Below are 16,765 nucleotides of genomic sequence, written 5' to 3' on the forward strand. Positions count from 1 at the left end.
AACTTGCTGTTACCTGATGAGAACACGATTCTAAGCTGCGGAAAAATGCAACACGCCTGGGGGAACAGCGCGAGCCGAAGATCAACTTTGCCAAGTGTGTTTCTTGCCAAAGTTAGCTGAGGCCGTGCCTCCGGAAAGGGCGTATTTTTCCGCAGCGACCATCATGCACTTACCAACAAAAGAATGGAAGCAAGCAAATCTAAGACCAAGTGACTTATCCGTTGATAGATCATGCGCAACAAATTTTCAAACATACCTCAAAAGATACATCCGAACTGTTCCAATCATAGTGGAATCATCGTACGGATTTATCTTTGGCTAATATCCTTTTGTTCCAGCCTCTATTTTTCACTGTGAATAAGGATGATTATTTTTTTACATCGTTTACCAGATAATTATCATTCGGAATTGCCAAATAACCAGGCAGAAAAGCTAAATTTCACTCTATTCAATCCAACGGCGCTTTCTCCACCACGCGTCCGTCTCGCCCTTTCGTTGCTTCTGCATGACGGAGTGAGTTAATAACTGACTCTTCGGTTGTTTCAACGACGGCTTGAAATAACTCGTTCACAATTGGGTCATCATCACGGACATAGGTTAAATGTTCCGTTTCGGTCTTATTTCCATGATCATATATATTGGCAGTGGAAAAAGCAATGGCAATATCGCCGCTGCCATGACCGATATGGCTGCCCGTTCTGCCCAACCCGGCGGCGCAGCGTTTGGCAAGACGTTTCAGCTGCCGGTCATACAGCGGTGCATCAGTTGCAATTATCATCATAATAGATCCGTCGGGTGTTTCCTTCTCTTGTTTGCTAAAATCGGCAAACAGGGCATCCTCCCCTTTACCGAAATTGCTTAGCACGAGACAGCCGACTGTATAATTCTTCACAGTGCGTGATGCTGTTCCAATTCCCCCTTTATAGCCGAAGCACATCATCCCTTTGCCCGCTCCGACAGCGGCTTCTTCAACAGGCCCACTGGAAGCATGCTCGATTGCCTGTACGGCATGTTCCGGTTTAACAGCCTGGAGTCGCATTGAATTCAAGTAGCTGTCATTGCACTCGCCAACTACAATATTGAGTGAACTTGCCGTATCACCGATTTCCGGATTGTCATCAAGCATATATTGAAGTGTCCCCTGCATAATAGCTCCCACGCCGAAGGTATTGGTGAGCATAATGGGTGATTCCAGCAGCCCAAGTTCGTCAACCTGCACCAGCCCGGCTGTTTTCCCGTACCCGTTAATGACAGAACTTGCTGCATGCACTTTTTGCCTGTAAAGGTTGCCACCATGCGGCAAAATAGCAGTTACCCCAGTGCAGATGGTATCCTGGCTGCTGATTTTTTCATACAATGTAACGTGGCCGACCTTTACACCGCCTATATCGGTTATACAGTTGTGTTTTCCTTTTGGCAATAGCATGCTAATTCTCCTTTTTGCATTTATTATAGCAGACGGTGCTTACATCTGAACACGTCCATAAAAAAGACTGCCACAGCAATTACGTGACAGCCTGTCCCTTGACAATCTATCTTATAAAATTAAAAATCTCGTTAGCTATATCGGTATTGTCGATTAACCTTGAGAAAATATCACTTTTAGGACCGTATGCGTAAACAGGCACATCCACGCCAGTATGCCCGCCAGTTGTGAATCCCGCACCAGCACGTTTGTTGAACACATCGGAAATAGCGCTGTAAACCGTATCGAAATCGTCTGTTGCGGCAGCTTCCTTGACAGATGCCATTTCTTCTTCAGTGAATTCAAAACGCACATATTCATTCAGTATATCTTCAATATCAGCACCATCGATGATTTCTTCAGCCAAAAACTCCGGTGTGCGCTCTGCTGCTTCAATTGCTTCAGGGTTAAAATTATATTCGCCATCCCGGCCGATGGAAAAGCCACCAGTTGAGTGATCAGCTGTCAGTACCACTTGTGTATGTTTATCCTTTTCAGCAAACTCAATAACCGTTTCGAATGCTTCAGCAAAATCCTCCATCTCACTCATGGCGCTCACTGAATCATTATCGTGCGCTGCCCAATCAATTTGGCTGCCTTCAACCATTAAGAAAAAGCCTTCCTTTTCTTTATCCAATTGCTCCAATGCCTCATTTGTCATGTCCTTCAGGGAAGGGATAGATTCCTCACGGTCGATTGCTTTGGGCAGTCCGACTGGCGCAAATAAGCCAAGCAGCTGCTCATTGTCATTTGCCTGCATGTCATCTTTGCTTGTCACATAATTGTAGCCGTCATTCTTAAATGCCTTAATCAAATTTCGGTCCGAACGATCAAAATAATCTGTTCCACCTCCGAGTATGACATCCACTTTATGCTTGCCATCTATCTTTTCATCATAAAAGTCATCCGCGATTTCATCATAATTATTACGGGATTCATTGTGTGCCCCGAATGCTGCCGGTGTCGCATGGTTGATTTGTGATGTGGCAACAAGTCCGGTAGCCATGCCATTCTCCTTTGCTGCTTCCAGCACTGTTTTAACAGGTTCACGGTTGTTATCAACGGAAATAGCACCATTATAAGTTTTGATTCCAGCTGCCATTGAGGTTGCCGCTGCCGCAGAATCTGTTACATTCTCCTCCGGGTCTTGCGGATGAGTGACGGCATCTCCAACGTAATGCTGATCAAAAACGGTCTGTTCCATTTTTGCGGTGGACTCATCATCATTCATGTACCGATAGGCAGTGGTGAAAGCTGGCCCCATTCCGTCACCGATCATGACGATAACGTTTTTCACCTTTCCATTGTTGGGTGAATTGAGACTACTTTTCTCGCTGTCAGCATTTGTGAACCCTGTATTCATTGTCAGAATGCTGCCGGCAATTAGAATGCTTAGGGTGAGTACAAGCAGAAAAGTTTTACGCATCATAACCCTCCTTAAATGATAATAGTAATTGTTGAACGCCTTCTAGTATTATCTTAAAATAGAATGTTTTCCATATAAATAGTAGATTCGTAGCGAAAAAATTTATTGAAAACTATCAATATAGCGAAAAGTAGGTATAATGTATGAGTATTTATCAAAGACATATCAGTAGCTGGACAATGCATTGAAAGCAATCATATGTTTTTTATCAAACTTTCATATAGATGCTTTATGATGAAAACGGACTGGAGGAACTAGGATGAAAAAAATGAATGCTCAAACATTTAAACAAATGTGTAAATATCGCATATAAAAAGTCTGTCTTTCATTACTACAATTGAAGCCAGATCTGAAAAAGGTACATGAAATGTTTCATTTTCCCTGTCCCTTTTTGCGATTATTCATCGCTTGTAGTTATAAAGGAGGTACAAAACAGTATTTTTGGTATATTCTGTCTGCTTAGTGCTATACTGTAAAAAATTTAAATACACATGCATGACATTCCTTCGGGGTCGGGTGAAAAATCACTCAACCCCGTTTTTATTAGCTTCCGTAACCCTTGATTTGTTAGTCTTTTTCCTATATGGACTTGTTGACAAAATTTCATTTGTTGACCGATTGTTGACCATTTTTCTTGGATCGAATTTGTTAAAACGTTTTCTAAATGCTGCATGTCTCTTACGGATCCAAACCCACAATGTGTCCTGGTATTTTCCTTTCCATAATTATTCCCTTCTGCAACTAATATCGAAAGAGGTTATGAAAGGGGGCGGATAAAAAATGGATTTTTTAATTTTTTCTTCAAATTATTTTTCGAAAATCCGTGATAGAATGGGTTTATGGGACATAAATAAATACTTAAATCAGATACCAGTATTTGATGAGTGACAAAGACACTCTCGAGCTACAAAGGAAATGTTAATGACGGGAGAAATTATATGAAAAACGATTGGGACACAATCCTCGATACTCTTTCCAAAATAACTGTTATTTCAAATTCCAATAATGAACCTGTAACCATAAAGGGTCACGCTGACGATTTAAAATGTATAGGTGTAGGGACGGATGCGGCAGTTTTTCAATCTTTAAGCGTTCCAGCTTTTGCGTTTAAAAAATATGCTGAGGACAGAGTAGCTAAAGCAAAAGTTGAAGCAAATGTTTATCAAATATTAGGAGATTCACCTTTCTTTTCAACTTTTTTTGCTTCTTATGATGAGTACCTCATTTTAAGTTACGAGGAAGGAAAAACTCTTTTTGACTGTATTCTACAGGGAATTCACATCCCTGAACAAGTTATAAATGACGTGGAGAGTGCAAGAGAATACGTTCGTGCCAAAGGGCTTAACCCACGTGATATCCATCTGAAAAATATTCTACTGCAAAATGGGAAGGCCAAAATACTTGATGTTTCTGAATACGTACTACCAGGTAACGATTTTCGTTGGGAACATTTAAAAAAAGGATATGAACAATACTATCATTTAATTGATGGGAATTCAGTTCCGTTTTGGTTAGTAAGAACAATTCAAAAGTGGTACAATCAGCGGAATAAATATTTTTCCTCATATGAGGACTTCATAAAAGCCATTGTTAACTTTTTGTATAAAGATAATTCGTAATACCAAGTTGCAGCTGGCAAAAATGATCTCACAGGTGAGGTTAAGTATTACGATCATGATGTCCATGACTTTCAAGTAATAAAGGGAAAGTTGCTTATGGCTGAACACATTTACTAAGATCTTACGATTTGATGATAAGGAAACACACAGTGATTCCACTTGATGATGTTAAGGAAGTTGTGATTGATTAGACAAAAAAACGTCGGCGTTTACCGGGGAGGAAGGGAGAGTAAAGACTCCTAAAGACTCCTTTTTATTTTTTCCAGATTTTGTACTTTTAATACTTATTATAATATCTCAGAGTAATAACATGAATATAAATGACTAGGTGTAATACAAACGGGTTCTATCGTATAAAAGAATCATAATTCAATCTTAAGCAAACGGGTGCTTTCTGGACTATAAGAGAACATTGAAAAGAAAAGTTAAAACTTGTTAAAAAGATTCATTGTATATGTATCTTATTCTTATGCTATAATACGAACGAATGTTTGTGTGCTGGAGGTCATAATAATGAGTGAAGTGAATGACAGAGATACGAAAAAATGGACTGCCATGATGATGCCGGAACATGAGGAAATGCTCCGGCGATTATGGACTGAACAGGAATAGAAAGAGAAACCTATTTTAGACGAACAAAAGCAATTTGAAATAAACACTCAGTTGCAGTTGGCATTAAGCAACGATCTAACCGTCGAAATTGAATATTATAGTCATGATCTGCATGAGAAAATCAAAGGGAAGTTGTTGTTAGTTGATAATTTGGCCCGATTGCTGCGGTTTGACAATGAAGATAGTACTGCAATTTCTTTGAATGACGTTATGGAAGTGACGGTTGATTGACTCCTCAAGTGAGGGGATTTTTTATTTTATGTATAAATCAGTTACTTCACATTCCAGTATTTCAGCAAGTTTAACCGCTGTTTCAAGCGGAATTTGACGTTTACCACTTCTATAATGTGATAGTGTCATCGGATTAATGCCGAGCTGTTTGGCTATGTAGAATTTTATCAAGCCAGACGGAGGATGCAAGACATGGGCAGGTTCAGAAGAAAAATGAAGAAAATGCTTAAGGTTGTTGACAAATTGTTGACTACATTCGTCAACAACAAGTAAAATGAATCATAATTAAACCAAAATCATACCTAAAGCTGATTATTTGCGATAGTATCGCTTTTCAGTTATAACTAAGATGAATAATCATAATGCACATTCCTTCGGGGTCGGGTGAAATTCCCAATCGGCGGTGATGAAGTATAGCTTCCCAGTCCGCTACCCGCACGGTTTTAGTCCATGCGGTGGATCCGGTGAAACTCCGGAACCGACAGTGACAGTCTGGATGGGAGAAGGAATTTTTCAGGTCGTTTGCTCACGTATATGCAATGGACGTTTTTCCATTGTCATATATCCCTGTGAACAATAAATGATACCTTTAAAAATTCTGTCCTTGTACCTCTGAAGTGAATTCAGGGGTTTTTTTAGTACCTTAAACGAAACAGTAAAGCGGTCATTTAAGACTAACTGCTGAATCCCGGTGCTGGTTTCCAAAAGGAGGAAAGAGATGTGAGCGATAAATATTATATGCAAATGGCACTGAATCTGGCCAAATCTGTTTCAGGCCAAACCAGTCCGAATCCGCCGGTTGGCTCTGTTGTTGTCAAAAATGGTGAAATGCTAGGATTTGGCGCTCATCTGAAAGCTGGTGAAGCACATGCGGAGGTTCATGCACTCCGTATGGCGGGTGAAAAAGCAAAGGGTGCCACCATTTATGTGACACTGGAGCCGTGCAGCCACCATGGCAAAACGCCGCCGTGCGCTGACTTGATTATTGAAAAGGGAATCAGTCGAGCCGTCATTGCCGTAACGGATCCTAATGAGAAGGTTGCCGGACGCGGGATAGAAAAACTTCGATCAGCTGGAATCCAGACAGAACTCGGTGTTTTAGAAAAAGAGGCTACGGCAATTAACCGGATCTTTTTCCATTATACCCGGACTAAAATGCCATACGTAACGATGAAGTCAGCCGTCAGTCTGGATGGGAAAACCGCAACATATAGTGGTGACAGTAAATGGATAACTGGTGAGGCTGCAAGGCTTGATGCCCATCATTACCGGCATACCCACGATGCGATTCTTGTGGGCGTGAACACGGTTATAGCTGACAATCCGAGCCTGACAGCACGGATTCCAAACGGCGGCAAAAATCCATTGCGCATTATTCTTGATGGAGATCTGCGCACACCAGTGGATGCAAATGTTGTGAATGATCAAAAAGCTGATACATGGATGTTGACCGGGAATAATATAGAAGAACGAATGGCACCGTATAAAGAAAAACCTGGTGTCAGCATCATCATGCTAGATTCACTCGATCCTGAAACTGTTCTTAAATATTTGGGGAGCAAGGGTATTATGTCACTATTCGTGGAGGGGGGATCGGCGGTCAACGGCTCATTTCTGGAAAGCGGAAAAATCAATCAGCTTGTGCAATATATGGCACCAAAACTGATTGGCGGAAAAAATGCTCCGACATCCATTGCCGGAAGCGGTTTTAAAAGTATATCAGAAACAGTGCAGCTGAAAATCACGAATGTGGAGATGATCGATGAGGATATTAAAATGACTGCTGAACCTAGAAAGGATGATGCAGATGTTTACGGGAATCATTGAAGAAAAAGGCAAAATCAAACAACTCAAGCGTGTCTCCGAACAATCAATCGAGTTGACAATCGGATCATCGAAGGTCCTGCAAGATATGCATATCGGTGACAGTATTTCGGTTAACGGCATCTGTTTGACGGTAACGGACTTTTCGGACGATACTTTTCAAATGGATGTGATACTAGAAACGATTAACGCAACGTCCTTAAGTATGCTAAAAGAAGGATCGAACGTAAATCTGGAGCGTTCGATGCCTGTAAACGGCCGGTTTGGCGGACATTTTGTTTCCGGTCATGTAGATGGAACAGGTACGATCATCCGAAAAGAAAAGCAGGAAAATGCGACTTATTATGATATCGAAATCCCTGAAGAGCTTACCATCTATTTAATGATGAAAGGCTCTATTGCGGTGGATGGTGTCAGTCTGACGATTTTTGGCATCAGCGGTAATGTTTTTACAATATCACTCATTCCGCATACTGTATCGGAAACGATTATAGGAGATAAAAGCGAGAGGGACATCGTAAATATCGAATGCGACATGCTCGCCAAACATGTGAAAAACATGCTAAGTCAGCAGCAAGTTCATCAAGACTCGTAAAATAAAGGAAGTGGACTAGGTGTTTTATAAAATAGATGAAGCGATAGATGACTTAAAAGCAGGAAAGCCAATTATCGTGGTTGATGATGAAGACCGGGAGAATGAAGGCGATCTGGTTGCATTGTCGGAAAAAGCAACGCCGGAAGTTATCAATTTTATGATTACGCATGGGAAAGGCTTAGTGTGTACATCCATCAAACCGGATTTAGCCGGGAAAATAAAGCTTCCGATGATGACGAGTCAGAGCAGCGATCCGTTCAGAACGGCGTTTACCGTCAGCATTGACCATAAAGACACAGTCACAGGAATCAGTGCTGAGGAACGATCCAAAACAATCCAGGCACTGCTCAATCCAGAAATTAAAGAAGAGGATTTTAAGCAGCCTGGTCATGTATTTCCGCTGATTGCCAAAGATGGTGGCGTTCTAACCCGGCAAGGTCATACAGAAGCTTCCGTTGATCTGGCAGAATTAAGCGGTTCCTTCCCATCAGGCGTCATTTGTGAAATTATTAACGATGATGGAACGATGGCACGTGTTCCAGATTTGCGCGAGATGGCTGACAGGTTTAATTTAAAGTTGATTACGATCGCGGATCTGGTTGCTTACCGCAAGCGTCATGAAGTTCACATTAGCCGGGCTGTGGAAACGGTACTGCCGACTGCGTTCGGGACGTTTAACGTATACGGCTACACAAATGATTTGGACGATAAGGAACATATTGCCCTCGTTAAAGGTGACATCCATGCAGAAGAACCTATTTTGGCACGGGTACATTCAGAATGTTTGACTGGTGATGTGTTTGGATCTTACCGCTGTGATTGCGGACCGCAGCTTCAAGAAGCCTTGAAAAAAATCAATGAAGCGGGTGCAGGAGTTTTAGTCTATATGCGTCAAGAAGGGCGGGGTATCGGGCTGATTAACAAACTGCGCGCCTACCAGCTTCAGGATGCAGGGATGGATACAGTTGAAGCAAATGAGCAGCTGGGATTTGCGCCGGATATGCGCGAATATGACATAAGTGCACAGATTTTAAAGGATCTAGGTGTGGAAAAAGTGAATCTGCTTACCAATAACCCGGAAAAAATGCAGGGACTCCAGTCTTACGGGATTCAAATTAACACGCGCGTACCGATTGAGATAGGGGAGCGGGAAGAAAATAAACGGTATATTCACACAAAATATCATAAGATGGGACATTTATCCCACCTTAACGAACAGTAACCCGCCAGATAACGACGGCTAACTGTCCATAAAGGTCCGATTCTGTTCAACTAACATTCAGCGGGGAAAAGCGCACCGTTGAATGAGGTTTCGCTTTATACAGTTTTCATCAGTAACTAAAAGTGCGAATTCAAAAAAAGTGGCATGTCATATTGCCCAGACTTTCTGAACATCAGATAAAGGAGATGATTACATTGGGAAAAACGTTTGAAGGTAATCTGGTTGGTTCAGGTTTGAAAATAGGCGTTGTCGTAGCACGGTTTAATGAATTGATTACAAGCAAGCTGCTAGGTGGAGCGGTGGATACCTTGAAAAGGCACGGTGTACAGGAAGATAACATGGACATTGCCTGGGTACCAGGTGCATTTGAAATTCCAGTGGTTGCACAAAAAATGGCACTTAAAGACGAATATGATGCCGTTGTGACACTGGGAGCGGTTATCCGCGGGTCTACACCACATTTTGACTATGTCTGCAATGAATCTGCCAAAGGGATATCCAATGCTGCGCTGGAATCAGGCAAGCCGGTTATTTTTGGCGTATTAACGACGGAAACGATTGAACAGGCGATTGAACGGGCTGGAACAAAGGCTGGCAATAAAGGATCGGAAGCAGCAATGGCAGCAATTGAAACAGCAAATGTTATCAGGGAATTAGATGGATAAAGAAATAAATTAATGTTAAGGTGCCCGGCAGAGGTTTGAACACTGAGAGACATTCATCCTAATCGGCTGGCTATCAGCGCATTTCTGCTTTTTATCAGCATTTTCCGCTTTCCAGTGCCAATATTTCATGATGGCATGGTCGCTGCCAATAAGATACACTATGGATAGGGATTATGTAATGCACACATTTATATTAAATTTTGAGTCTATCAATCATCGGATTGGGATGGGGTTCTTTTTAAATTTCAGTTCAACTACTATTCAGCCGGGATAGAACCCTCACTGAATGAAGTTTCACTTTACGCGGCTTATATCCTGGTTGTTATTATTAATGGTTATGTTCGTAAAGCAGCTGATTAATAGTCGCAATAATGATGGCTCTACAATAGGAAGGTAATTAGGATGCACACGATTGAGAATATATATAAGTCTTATGGCGACAAAACGTTATTGAACAATATTTCATGTACGATCAAGCCGAATGACCGGATCGGATTAATTGGTGTGAATGGTACCGGTAAATCCACATTTCTGAAAGTGATTGCCGGAATCGATACGGCGGAAAAAGGCACGATTCAACATGCAAAGGACTACAGAATTGAATATCTGTCGCAGGATCCTGAATTGGATCCTGGTTTGACCGTGATCGAGCAAATTTATTACGGTGAGGCAACGATGATGAAGGTTATGCGTGAATATGAGCAGGTACTTTTGAATTTGCAGCGTGATCCGAACAATAAAAAGATTCAGGAGCGATTAATCGATAAACAGCAGCAGATGGATGAACAGGAGGCATGGGAAGCAAACACAGCCGCTAAAACGATCCTCACGAAATTAGGGGTTACGGACTTCCATAAACATGTTGCCGAGCTTTCAGGCGGTCAGAAAAAGCGGGTGGCGATTGCGAAGGCATTAATTCAGCCTGCTGACCTTTTAATTCTTGATGAACCGACGAACCATCTTGATAATGAAGCGGTCGAATGGTTGGAAAATTATTTGGCATCGTACAAAGGTGCGCTGATCCTCGTAACGCATGACCGCTACTTTTTGAACCGGGTCACGAATCAGATTTTTGAACTGGATAAAGGCAGCCTTTACGTGTATGAGGGCAATTATGAATTGTTTTTGGATAAAAAAGCTGAACGGGAAGCATTGGAAAGAAGTTATGAAGAAAAACACCAGAATACATTGCGCCGCGAACTCGCCTGGCTGAAACGGGGGCCCAAAGCAAGAGGAACGAAGCAAAAGGCGCGGGTTGAACGAGTTCAGGAAATGAAAAAGAAAACATTTGATACGGATAAGCAGGATGTGTCTTTTGAAGCCGGATCAACCCGGCTCGGCAAAAAAGTAATCGAGCTTGAAGGTATTGAAAAAGCGTACGAAGGCAAGTCCCTAATAAAAGACTTTGACTTTTTGGTTGTCCCTGGTGATCGTCTAGGGATTATCGGATCGAATGGAGCGGGGAAGTCAACCCTACTGAATATCATAGCAGGACGCATTGCCCCTGACAGCGGTGAGGTAGAAATGGGTCAAACGGTTAAAATAGGCTATTATACGCAAGGTGACGAGGAGCTTGATGGTGATAAACGGATTATCGAGTATATCCGGGAAATCGCCGAAGTGATCCATACGAAAAATGGGGACGACATTACGGCTGAACAAATGCTGGAGCGCTTTTTATTTTCTCGTTCGGATCAGTGGAACTATATCCGGAAATTGTCCGGCGGAGAGCAGCGACGTCTTTATTTATTGAAAGTGCTGATGTCTGAACCGAATGTTTTGCTGCTTGATGAGCCAACCAATGATTTGGATACACAGACATTGGGCGTGTTGGAGGAATATCTGGATCAATTTCCGGGCGTTGTCATAACGATATCCCACGACCGGTATTTCCTTGACCGTGTCGTTGACCATCTGCTCGTTTTCAAAGAGAATGAACCGATTGAGCACTTTTATGGAAACTATAGCGAATTGTTGGAACATCAACAAGAGCAGGAAAAACAACAGACCTCAAAACCGGTCAAAAAACCGCAACCGAAACCCTCTAGAAAAAAGATGTCCTACTATGACAAAATGGAATGGGAAACGATTGAAGATGAGGTAACAGAATTGGAAACAATGATCGAGGAGCTGCAGGGAAGGATTGCCAACGCCGGCAGTGATGCTGGAAAAGTGCAGGAGCTTTATAAGGAACAACAGGAAACCGAGGCAAAATTGGAAGCGAAAATGGAACGCTGGGAAGAGCTCTCACTTTTGGCGGAGGAGTTGGAGCAAAAATCATGATACGGTCCGGGTGCTGCTAATTCCGGAATTTTTCCCCCACTTAAAAAAATAATGAAAAAGAATTGCAATTTTTCACATCATGTTCGTATCTGTTTGTGCTATACTGAAACATATTACATCTCTGTAGTATCGAAATAATGGCAATTACCACAACCAAACTGGAAATGTTATGAGAAGAAATAGTTGAATTTGTATTTTCTCTAATTTTATGTTTAATTTATATGGTATGGCGGAAAATAAAAAAGATATCATGTATAAAATAAAAGGAGGTATCAGAAATGAAATTATTTCAGGTCAGGAAAGGTCAGTTTGTTTATTACAAAAATGAACTTCATAAGGTTTATTCCGTAAAACCGATGTTCAAGCAATCTATACACCTCTACCGCCTAAAAGATATGCAGCAGGATATAACGAGTGCCAACAATATTGAACCGTGCCGGCCAAAACATAATGATACATTTATTTTTTATGGGAAACGATATACCATTGATAAAAATAAGAAGCCTGAACCAGGTGATTATATTTTAATTATTAAGCCGGCTCCTGATTTTTTGGATCATTATTCTCTTAACGAAATTGAAAAGGTAGATAATGTGGAAGACGGAAATGTTGTCACAACAAGAGATAATGGTGTGAAACATAGTGAATATGTCGTCATGGTTCCGGGGAAAGCCGAGGGTAGTGATGATATAGCTTACTATGATAAAGCACTTGTTTCAGAAGAACAGCTCCAGGAAGACGAATCGGCAGCTCTAATGGCAGAAAATGATAATTTTGACAAGCCTGTTGTCGGTGATATTTACCATGATGTGGAAAACAACACAAAAGCTATGATTGTTGCTATGACAGATGATGAAGTATTTCTCGGTCATAATGTGAAAGTACATGTAAAAGATCTGATGGATGAAGAGAAGTTCAGGTTAGTTTATCGATTTGAAGAGGGCTTTTAAACTAAAATCCCGAAGGCTTTTGCTTTCGGGAGTTTTTGACTCAAAATCACTTCATTTTACCACAAAAGAAATATCAAATATTCATTTTGATGTCTTTTTAATTCCTATTCCAGCGCTTTTTCCGCCTTGTACCCGATAACATTGACCGGGTCTTTTGGTGAGGAATACGGCGGGGCATAACCGAGCTCCAATTCAGGAAGACCACGGACGGTCAGTCCTGCTTTCATAGCTGTTGCCAGCACAGCTAAACGCTTATCGACGCCTTCTTCTCCAATGACTTGTGCCCCATATAAACGTCCGGTTTTCTCATCAAAAAGGATTTTGATACAAATATTTTCCGCCCCGGGGTAATATCCAGCATGTGATAATGTCTCATGTGTAATTTCTATGTATCCGATTTTTAAATGATCCAATACTGCTTTATTCAGCCCTGTTGACCCAACAGTCATATCAAACACTTTGAAAATAGCTGAACCTAATGTTCCGGCATATTCAATCTCATCACTGTTAAGATGGGCTGCAACGACGAATGCCTGGCGGTGTGCTGGTCCCGCAAGCGCAACATGTCTTGGTGATCCGGTCAAAGGGTTATTTGTTTGAACTGCATCACCCAGTGCATAAATATCCGGATCACTTGACTGCATATACTCATTTACCTTGATGGCACCAGTGCTGCCGATTTCCAATTCGCTGTCCCTGGCCAATTTTGTATTTGGCCGGATCCCAGCAGCCAGTATAGTCATATCCGCCTGCAGAATTTTTCCGCTGTTTAAGTGTAATGTCTTACTATTATTTGAAAATGAATCAAGCTGATCATTTAATATAAGTTGTACATCTTTTGCTTTTAAGTGATCCTCAATGATGGAAGCCATATCTTGGTCAACCAGCTTCATGACTTGTTCGGAGCGGTCAACAACTGTACAGTCAATACCAAGTGCTTTCAGATTTTCCACCATTTCCAGTCCGACAAAGCCAGCACCGATAATGGCACAGGTTCTTGGTTTTTTGGTTTGTATAAAATTATGAATCGCATCCATATCCGGTATGGAGTGGAGTGTAAATACCCGCTCGTCATCCGTCCCTTTCAGGTCAGGTTTGATGGCAGAAGCACCAGGTGAAAGAACGAGTTTATCGTAGGATTTTCTCTGTTTCCCTGTCTTATTTCGATACGTAATCTGTTTATTTCCCCGATCAATAAACGTAACTTCTGTATTGGTTTGGACATTTACGTTGTATTTTTCGGCAAATTGATCAGCGTTAACGAGCAGGTGCTCCCGCTTGTCGACAACACCGCCAATATAATAGGGCATGCCGCAAGTGGAGAATGCAATGTGTTCCCCTTTATCAAATAATATAATTTCCGATTCCTGATCATCACGGCGGAGCTGGGCTGCGACATTCGCACCACCCGCAACACCACCGACAATGACGACTATTTTGGACATATGTGATGACCTCCTTCCATGATAAAGTTCCCTTTTAATCGGGTTTTTAACCTTGAATGCCAAAGCTCAAAATGAATTTGCTAAAGTTCACATTTGAATTGATAAAATGAATGAACGACTAAGACAAACTATAAAAAGAAGCCTGCTGTGCAGACTTCCAACGATTAAATAATCCCCAATGAATTTAAAAATACAATCACGATGGTAATTGGCACAACCCAGCGCATGATTTGAAACCAGAGTTGGAACGTACCGGAAGACAGTTTGTTGCCATTGGAAAACTCCTGTTTCATCAGCGCACGGTCCATTTTAATCCCAATGAACAAGGCAATTAGTAAACAACCGCCCGGCAATAAAATATTACTGACAAGAAAATCGCTGGCATCAAAAACAGTCAGACCGAAAATCGTAAAGTCTGCCAGTGCACTGGAAGACAATGCGGCAGGAATCCCGGCTATGAATACGATAAGTCCTGCAATCCATGCTACCCTCGTACGCGAATAGTTCTTCTTGGCAGTGACTGCTGCGGTAATAATCTCGAGCATGCTGAATGCTGATGTAAAAATGGCAAACAGGAACAATAACAAGAATAAACTCAGGAATAGCTCACCAAAGAGCATTTGCGCGAATGCTTCCGGCAACACCATAAATAAAAGGCCAGGTCCTTCTGTCGGCTCAAGTCCGAATGAAAAGACGACAGGGAAAATCGCCAGACCAGCCAGCAATGATACGAAAATATTCATGATCGAAACGGAACCTGCTGAGAATGGCAGACTGACATCTTTGCCCAGATAAGAGCTGTAGGTTACCATGACGGAAAAACCGACTGCCAGGGCGAAAAAAGATTGTCCGAGGGCATACAGGATTCCTTCTGCTGTCAGTTTGGAAAAGTCAGGCTTCAGGAAAAACTCGATTCCTTCCGCAGCACCTTCAAATGTCACGGACCGAATGACCAATATGATAAAAAAGATAAATAATAACGGCATCATCACCTTGCTTGCTTTTTCGATCCCATCTTTAATGCCAAACGAAATGACGATGACAGTGATGATTAAAAACAGCCCCAGACCTGAAATGGCTATGAGGGGATCACCGGTAATCATGCCAAACAACTGTTCATAATTGGCATTTTCGGTAATTACTGAGCCGAAGATGGATAAAACGCTGTAAATAAGCACCCACCCACCGACAACACTGTAAAATGACATTAGGATGAATGCCCCGATAACCCCCCAGTAGCCAATGACAGGCCAGCTGCTTCCGGGAGCAAGCTTTTGATAAGCACTGATTGCTTCTTTTTGACCACCGCGTCCGATGACAAATTCAGCAATTAATAGCGGGAGTCCAATTATTAAAGTAAATGCAATAAACAGCAAGAAAAAGGCACCGCCGCCATTCATCCCGGTCATATAAGGAAATTTCCAAATTGCTCCAAGTCCGATTGCTGCACCAGCTGATGATAAAATAAATCCGATCTTGGATGACCATTGATCACGCATATTATGTTCCCCATTTCTTCACAAAGTGTACCCAATATTATATACCATTTTAGAGAGGTGTCACAATCAAACAAAAGAGTGATTAAATATGGCTCCGAAGTTCCCACAACTCCGGGAAAAAGTAATGATTCAGCACCTGTTTTAAATAGCCGACCCCTGACGAACCGCCAGTCCCGGTTTTATGACCGATAATCCGTTCAACCGTCTTCATGTGCCGAAAACGCCATTGCTGGAACCAATCTTCAATATCAACCAGTTTTTCGGCCAGTTCATAGAGCTCCCAATTGGCCGACACGTTCCGGTAGACTTCCATCCAAGCTTTCGCAACAGAAGCATTTTCTTCGTATGTTTTGGAAAAGTCCCGGTTGAGGATTTCCTGGTCAATATCAAAACCGCTCCTTGCCAATGCCTTAATGGCAACATCGTATAGCCCTGGTTTGTGATAAGCATCTTCTAATATGGCATAAAGCTCAGGATCTTTTTTGTATATGTTTAAGATGTGTGGTGTTTTATAGCCCAAAACAAATTCAACCAAACGATATTGGTAGGACTGAAAACCGGAGGCACTCCCGAGCTTGTCGCGGAACTCCATATATTCAGCAGGCGTCAGGGTTGCCAGGACATCCCAGGCATGGATGATTTGTGATTGGGTCTTTGAAACACGTGCGAGCATTTTGAATGATGCTCTCAGATTATGTCGTTCAATCGCTTTAATGGCCCCTTTTGTTTCGTGAATGATCAGCTTCAGCCAAAGCTCACTCACTTGATGAATGATGATGAACAGCATTTCATCGTGATGATCTGAAAGACGCTTTTGACTGTTGAGCAGATTATCGAGCTGCAGGTAGTCGTCATATGTCATCTTATCCAGAAAATCAGTATGGATGCCTTTTTCGTTTTCGAATGGATAGTCGCTCATTTCTTTTCCC

General features: G+C 41.9%; 14 protein-coding genes and 1 riboswitch. Of the genes, 8 read left to right on the plus strand and 6 right to left on the minus strand.

The window, feature by feature from the left end:
* Positions 1-448 precede the first annotated feature (448 nt).
* Together BM195_RS11065 and BM195_RS11070 are read right to left on the minus strand one after the other, a co-directional pair.
* A complete protein-coding gene (locus BM195_RS11065; RefSeq protein ID WP_090237880.1) occupies positions 449-1,426 on the minus strand; it encodes a DmpA family aminopeptidase in 978 nt (325 codons plus the stop codon).
* A gap of 106 nt (positions 1,427-1,532) precedes the next feature.
* Positions 1,533-2,891 carry an alkaline phosphatase gene (locus tag BM195_RS11070; RefSeq protein WP_090237883.1) on the minus strand — a complete coding sequence of 453 codons (1,359 nt, stop codon included), beginning with the start codon at positions 2,889-2,891 and terminating at the stop codon, positions 1,533-1,535.
* Positions 2,892-3,829: 938 nt separating this feature from the next.
* Between BM195_RS11070 and BM195_RS11075 the strand changes: the two genes are divergently transcribed.
* Together BM195_RS11075 and BM195_RS19170 are read left to right on the plus strand one after the other, a co-directional pair.
* A complete protein-coding gene (locus BM195_RS11075) occupies positions 3,830-4,510 on the plus strand; it encodes a serine/threonine protein kinase (RefSeq protein WP_090237886.1) in 681 nt (226 codons plus the stop codon).
* Between the two features lie 624 nt (positions 4,511-5,134).
* Positions 5,135-5,353, plus strand: a complete 219-nt coding sequence (locus BM195_RS19170; RefSeq protein WP_090237889.1) for a YolD-like family protein — start codon at positions 5,135-5,137, stop codon at positions 5,351-5,353.
* A 21-nt stretch (positions 5,354-5,374) separates the two neighbouring features.
* Here the strand turns inward: BM195_RS19170 and BM195_RS19175 are convergent, their stop codons facing one another.
* The gene (locus tag BM195_RS19175) at positions 5,375-5,542 is read right to left on the minus strand and encodes a helix-turn-helix domain-containing protein (protein ID WP_090237892.1); all 168 of its coding nucleotides are present in this window, start codon (positions 5,540-5,542) and stop codon (positions 5,375-5,377) included.
* 177 nt (positions 5,543-5,719) lie between these two features.
* Positions 5,720-5,865, plus strand: a riboswitch (FMN riboswitch).
* Between the two features lie 208 nt (positions 5,866-6,073).
* Here BM195_RS19175 and ribD point away from each other — a divergent pair.
* The 6 genes from ribD (at position 6,074) to BM195_RS11115 (ending at position 12,892) form a co-directional block, all read left to right on the plus strand.
* Positions 6,074-7,180, plus strand: coding sequence for a bifunctional diaminohydroxyphosphoribosylaminopyrimidine deaminase/5-amino-6-(5-phosphoribosylamino)uracil reductase RibD (gene ribD / locus BM195_RS11090; protein WP_244535741.1), 1,107 nt, complete (start codon positions 6,074-6,076; stop codon positions 7,178-7,180).
* Entirely contained in the window at positions 7,161-7,772 is a 612-nt protein-coding gene (ribE, locus tag BM195_RS11095) for a riboflavin synthase (RefSeq protein ID WP_090237895.1), read from the plus strand. Before ribD ends, ribE begins: the two co-directional genes overlap by 20 nt.
* Before the next feature lie 19 nt (positions 7,773-7,791).
* Positions 7,792-8,994: a bifunctional 3,4-dihydroxy-2-butanone-4-phosphate synthase/GTP cyclohydrolase II gene (locus BM195_RS11100; protein ID WP_090237897.1), complete on the plus strand. Its 1,203-nt coding sequence runs from the start codon at positions 7,792-7,794 to the stop codon at positions 8,992-8,994.
* A 185-nt stretch (positions 8,995-9,179) separates the two neighbouring features.
* Positions 9,180-9,659 (plus strand): 6,7-dimethyl-8-ribityllumazine synthase, encoded by a 480-nt coding sequence (ribH, locus tag BM195_RS11105; RefSeq protein ID WP_090238122.1) that lies wholly within the window; start codon positions 9,180-9,182, stop codon positions 9,657-9,659.
* A 402-nt stretch (positions 9,660-10,061) separates the two neighbouring features.
* A complete protein-coding gene (locus BM195_RS11110) occupies positions 10,062-11,942 on the plus strand; it encodes an ABC-F family ATP-binding cassette domain-containing protein (RefSeq protein WP_090237900.1) in 1,881 nt (626 codons plus the stop codon).
* Positions 11,943-12,220: 278 nt separating this feature from the next.
* A complete protein-coding gene (locus BM195_RS11115) occupies positions 12,221-12,892 on the plus strand; it encodes a hypothetical protein (protein ID WP_090237903.1) in 672 nt (223 codons plus the stop codon).
* Positions 12,893-12,996: 104 nt separating this feature from the next.
* Here the strand turns inward: BM195_RS11115 and BM195_RS11120 are convergent, their stop codons facing one another.
* The 3 genes from BM195_RS11120 to kynA all read right to left on the minus strand — a co-directional run bounded on the left by BM195_RS11120 (position 12,997) and on the right by kynA (position 16,755).
* Entirely contained in the window at positions 12,997-14,337 is a 1,341-nt protein-coding gene (locus BM195_RS11120) for a CoA-disulfide reductase (RefSeq protein ID WP_090237906.1), read from the minus strand.
* A 164-nt stretch (positions 14,338-14,501) separates the two neighbouring features.
* Positions 14,502-15,836 carry a sodium-dependent transporter gene (locus BM195_RS11125; RefSeq protein ID WP_090237910.1) on the minus strand — a complete coding sequence of 445 codons (1,335 nt, stop codon included), beginning with the start codon at positions 15,834-15,836 and terminating at the stop codon, positions 14,502-14,504.
* Positions 15,837-15,918: 82 nt separating this feature from the next.
* Positions 15,919-16,755, minus strand: a complete 837-nt coding sequence (kynA, locus tag BM195_RS11130; RefSeq protein WP_090237913.1) for a tryptophan 2,3-dioxygenase — start codon at positions 16,753-16,755, stop codon at positions 15,919-15,921.
* Positions 16,756-16,765: the final 10 nt, after the last annotated feature.

It is taken from the genome of Lentibacillus halodurans, assembly GCF_900112045.1.
Taxonomy (GTDB): domain Bacteria; phylum Bacillota; class Bacilli; order Bacillales; family Amphibacillaceae; genus Lentibacillus; species Lentibacillus halodurans.

Excerpts from the sequence above, each read along its gene's own strand:
- BM195_RS11075 (WP_090237886.1), top strand. The coding sequence starts at position 3,830 with ATGAAAAACGATTGGGACACAATCCTCGATACTCTTTCCAAAATAACT.
- BM195_RS11070 (WP_090237883.1), bottom strand. The coding sequence starts at position 2,891 with ATGCGTAAAACTTTTCTGCTTGTACTCACCCTAAGCATTCTAATTGCC.
- BM195_RS11110 (WP_090237900.1), top strand. The coding sequence starts at position 10,062 with ATGCACACGATTGAGAATATATATAAGTCTTATGGCGACAAAACGTTA.
- ribE (WP_090237895.1), top strand. The coding sequence starts at position 7,161 with ATGTTTACGGGAATCATTGAAGAAAAAGGCAAAATCAAACAACTCAAG.
- BM195_RS11065 (WP_090237880.1), bottom strand. The coding sequence starts at position 1,426 with ATGCTATTGCCAAAAGGAAAACACAACTGTATAACCGATATAGGCGGT.
- kynA (WP_090237913.1), bottom strand. The coding sequence starts at position 16,755 with ATGAGCGACTATCCATTCGAAAACGAAAAAGGCATCCATACTGATTTT.
- BM195_RS11125 (WP_090237910.1), bottom strand. The coding sequence starts at position 15,836 with ATGCGTGATCAATGGTCATCCAAGATCGGATTTATTTTATCATCAGCT.
- BM195_RS11120 (WP_090237906.1), bottom strand. The coding sequence starts at position 14,337 with ATGTCCAAAATAGTCGTCATTGTCGGTGGTGTTGCGGGTGGTGCGAAT.
- BM195_RS11115 (WP_090237903.1), top strand. The coding sequence starts at position 12,221 with ATGAAATTATTTCAGGTCAGGAAAGGTCAGTTTGTTTATTACAAAAAT.
- ribH (WP_090238122.1), top strand. The coding sequence starts at position 9,180 with ATGATTACATTGGGAAAAACGTTTGAAGGTAATCTGGTTGGTTCAGGT.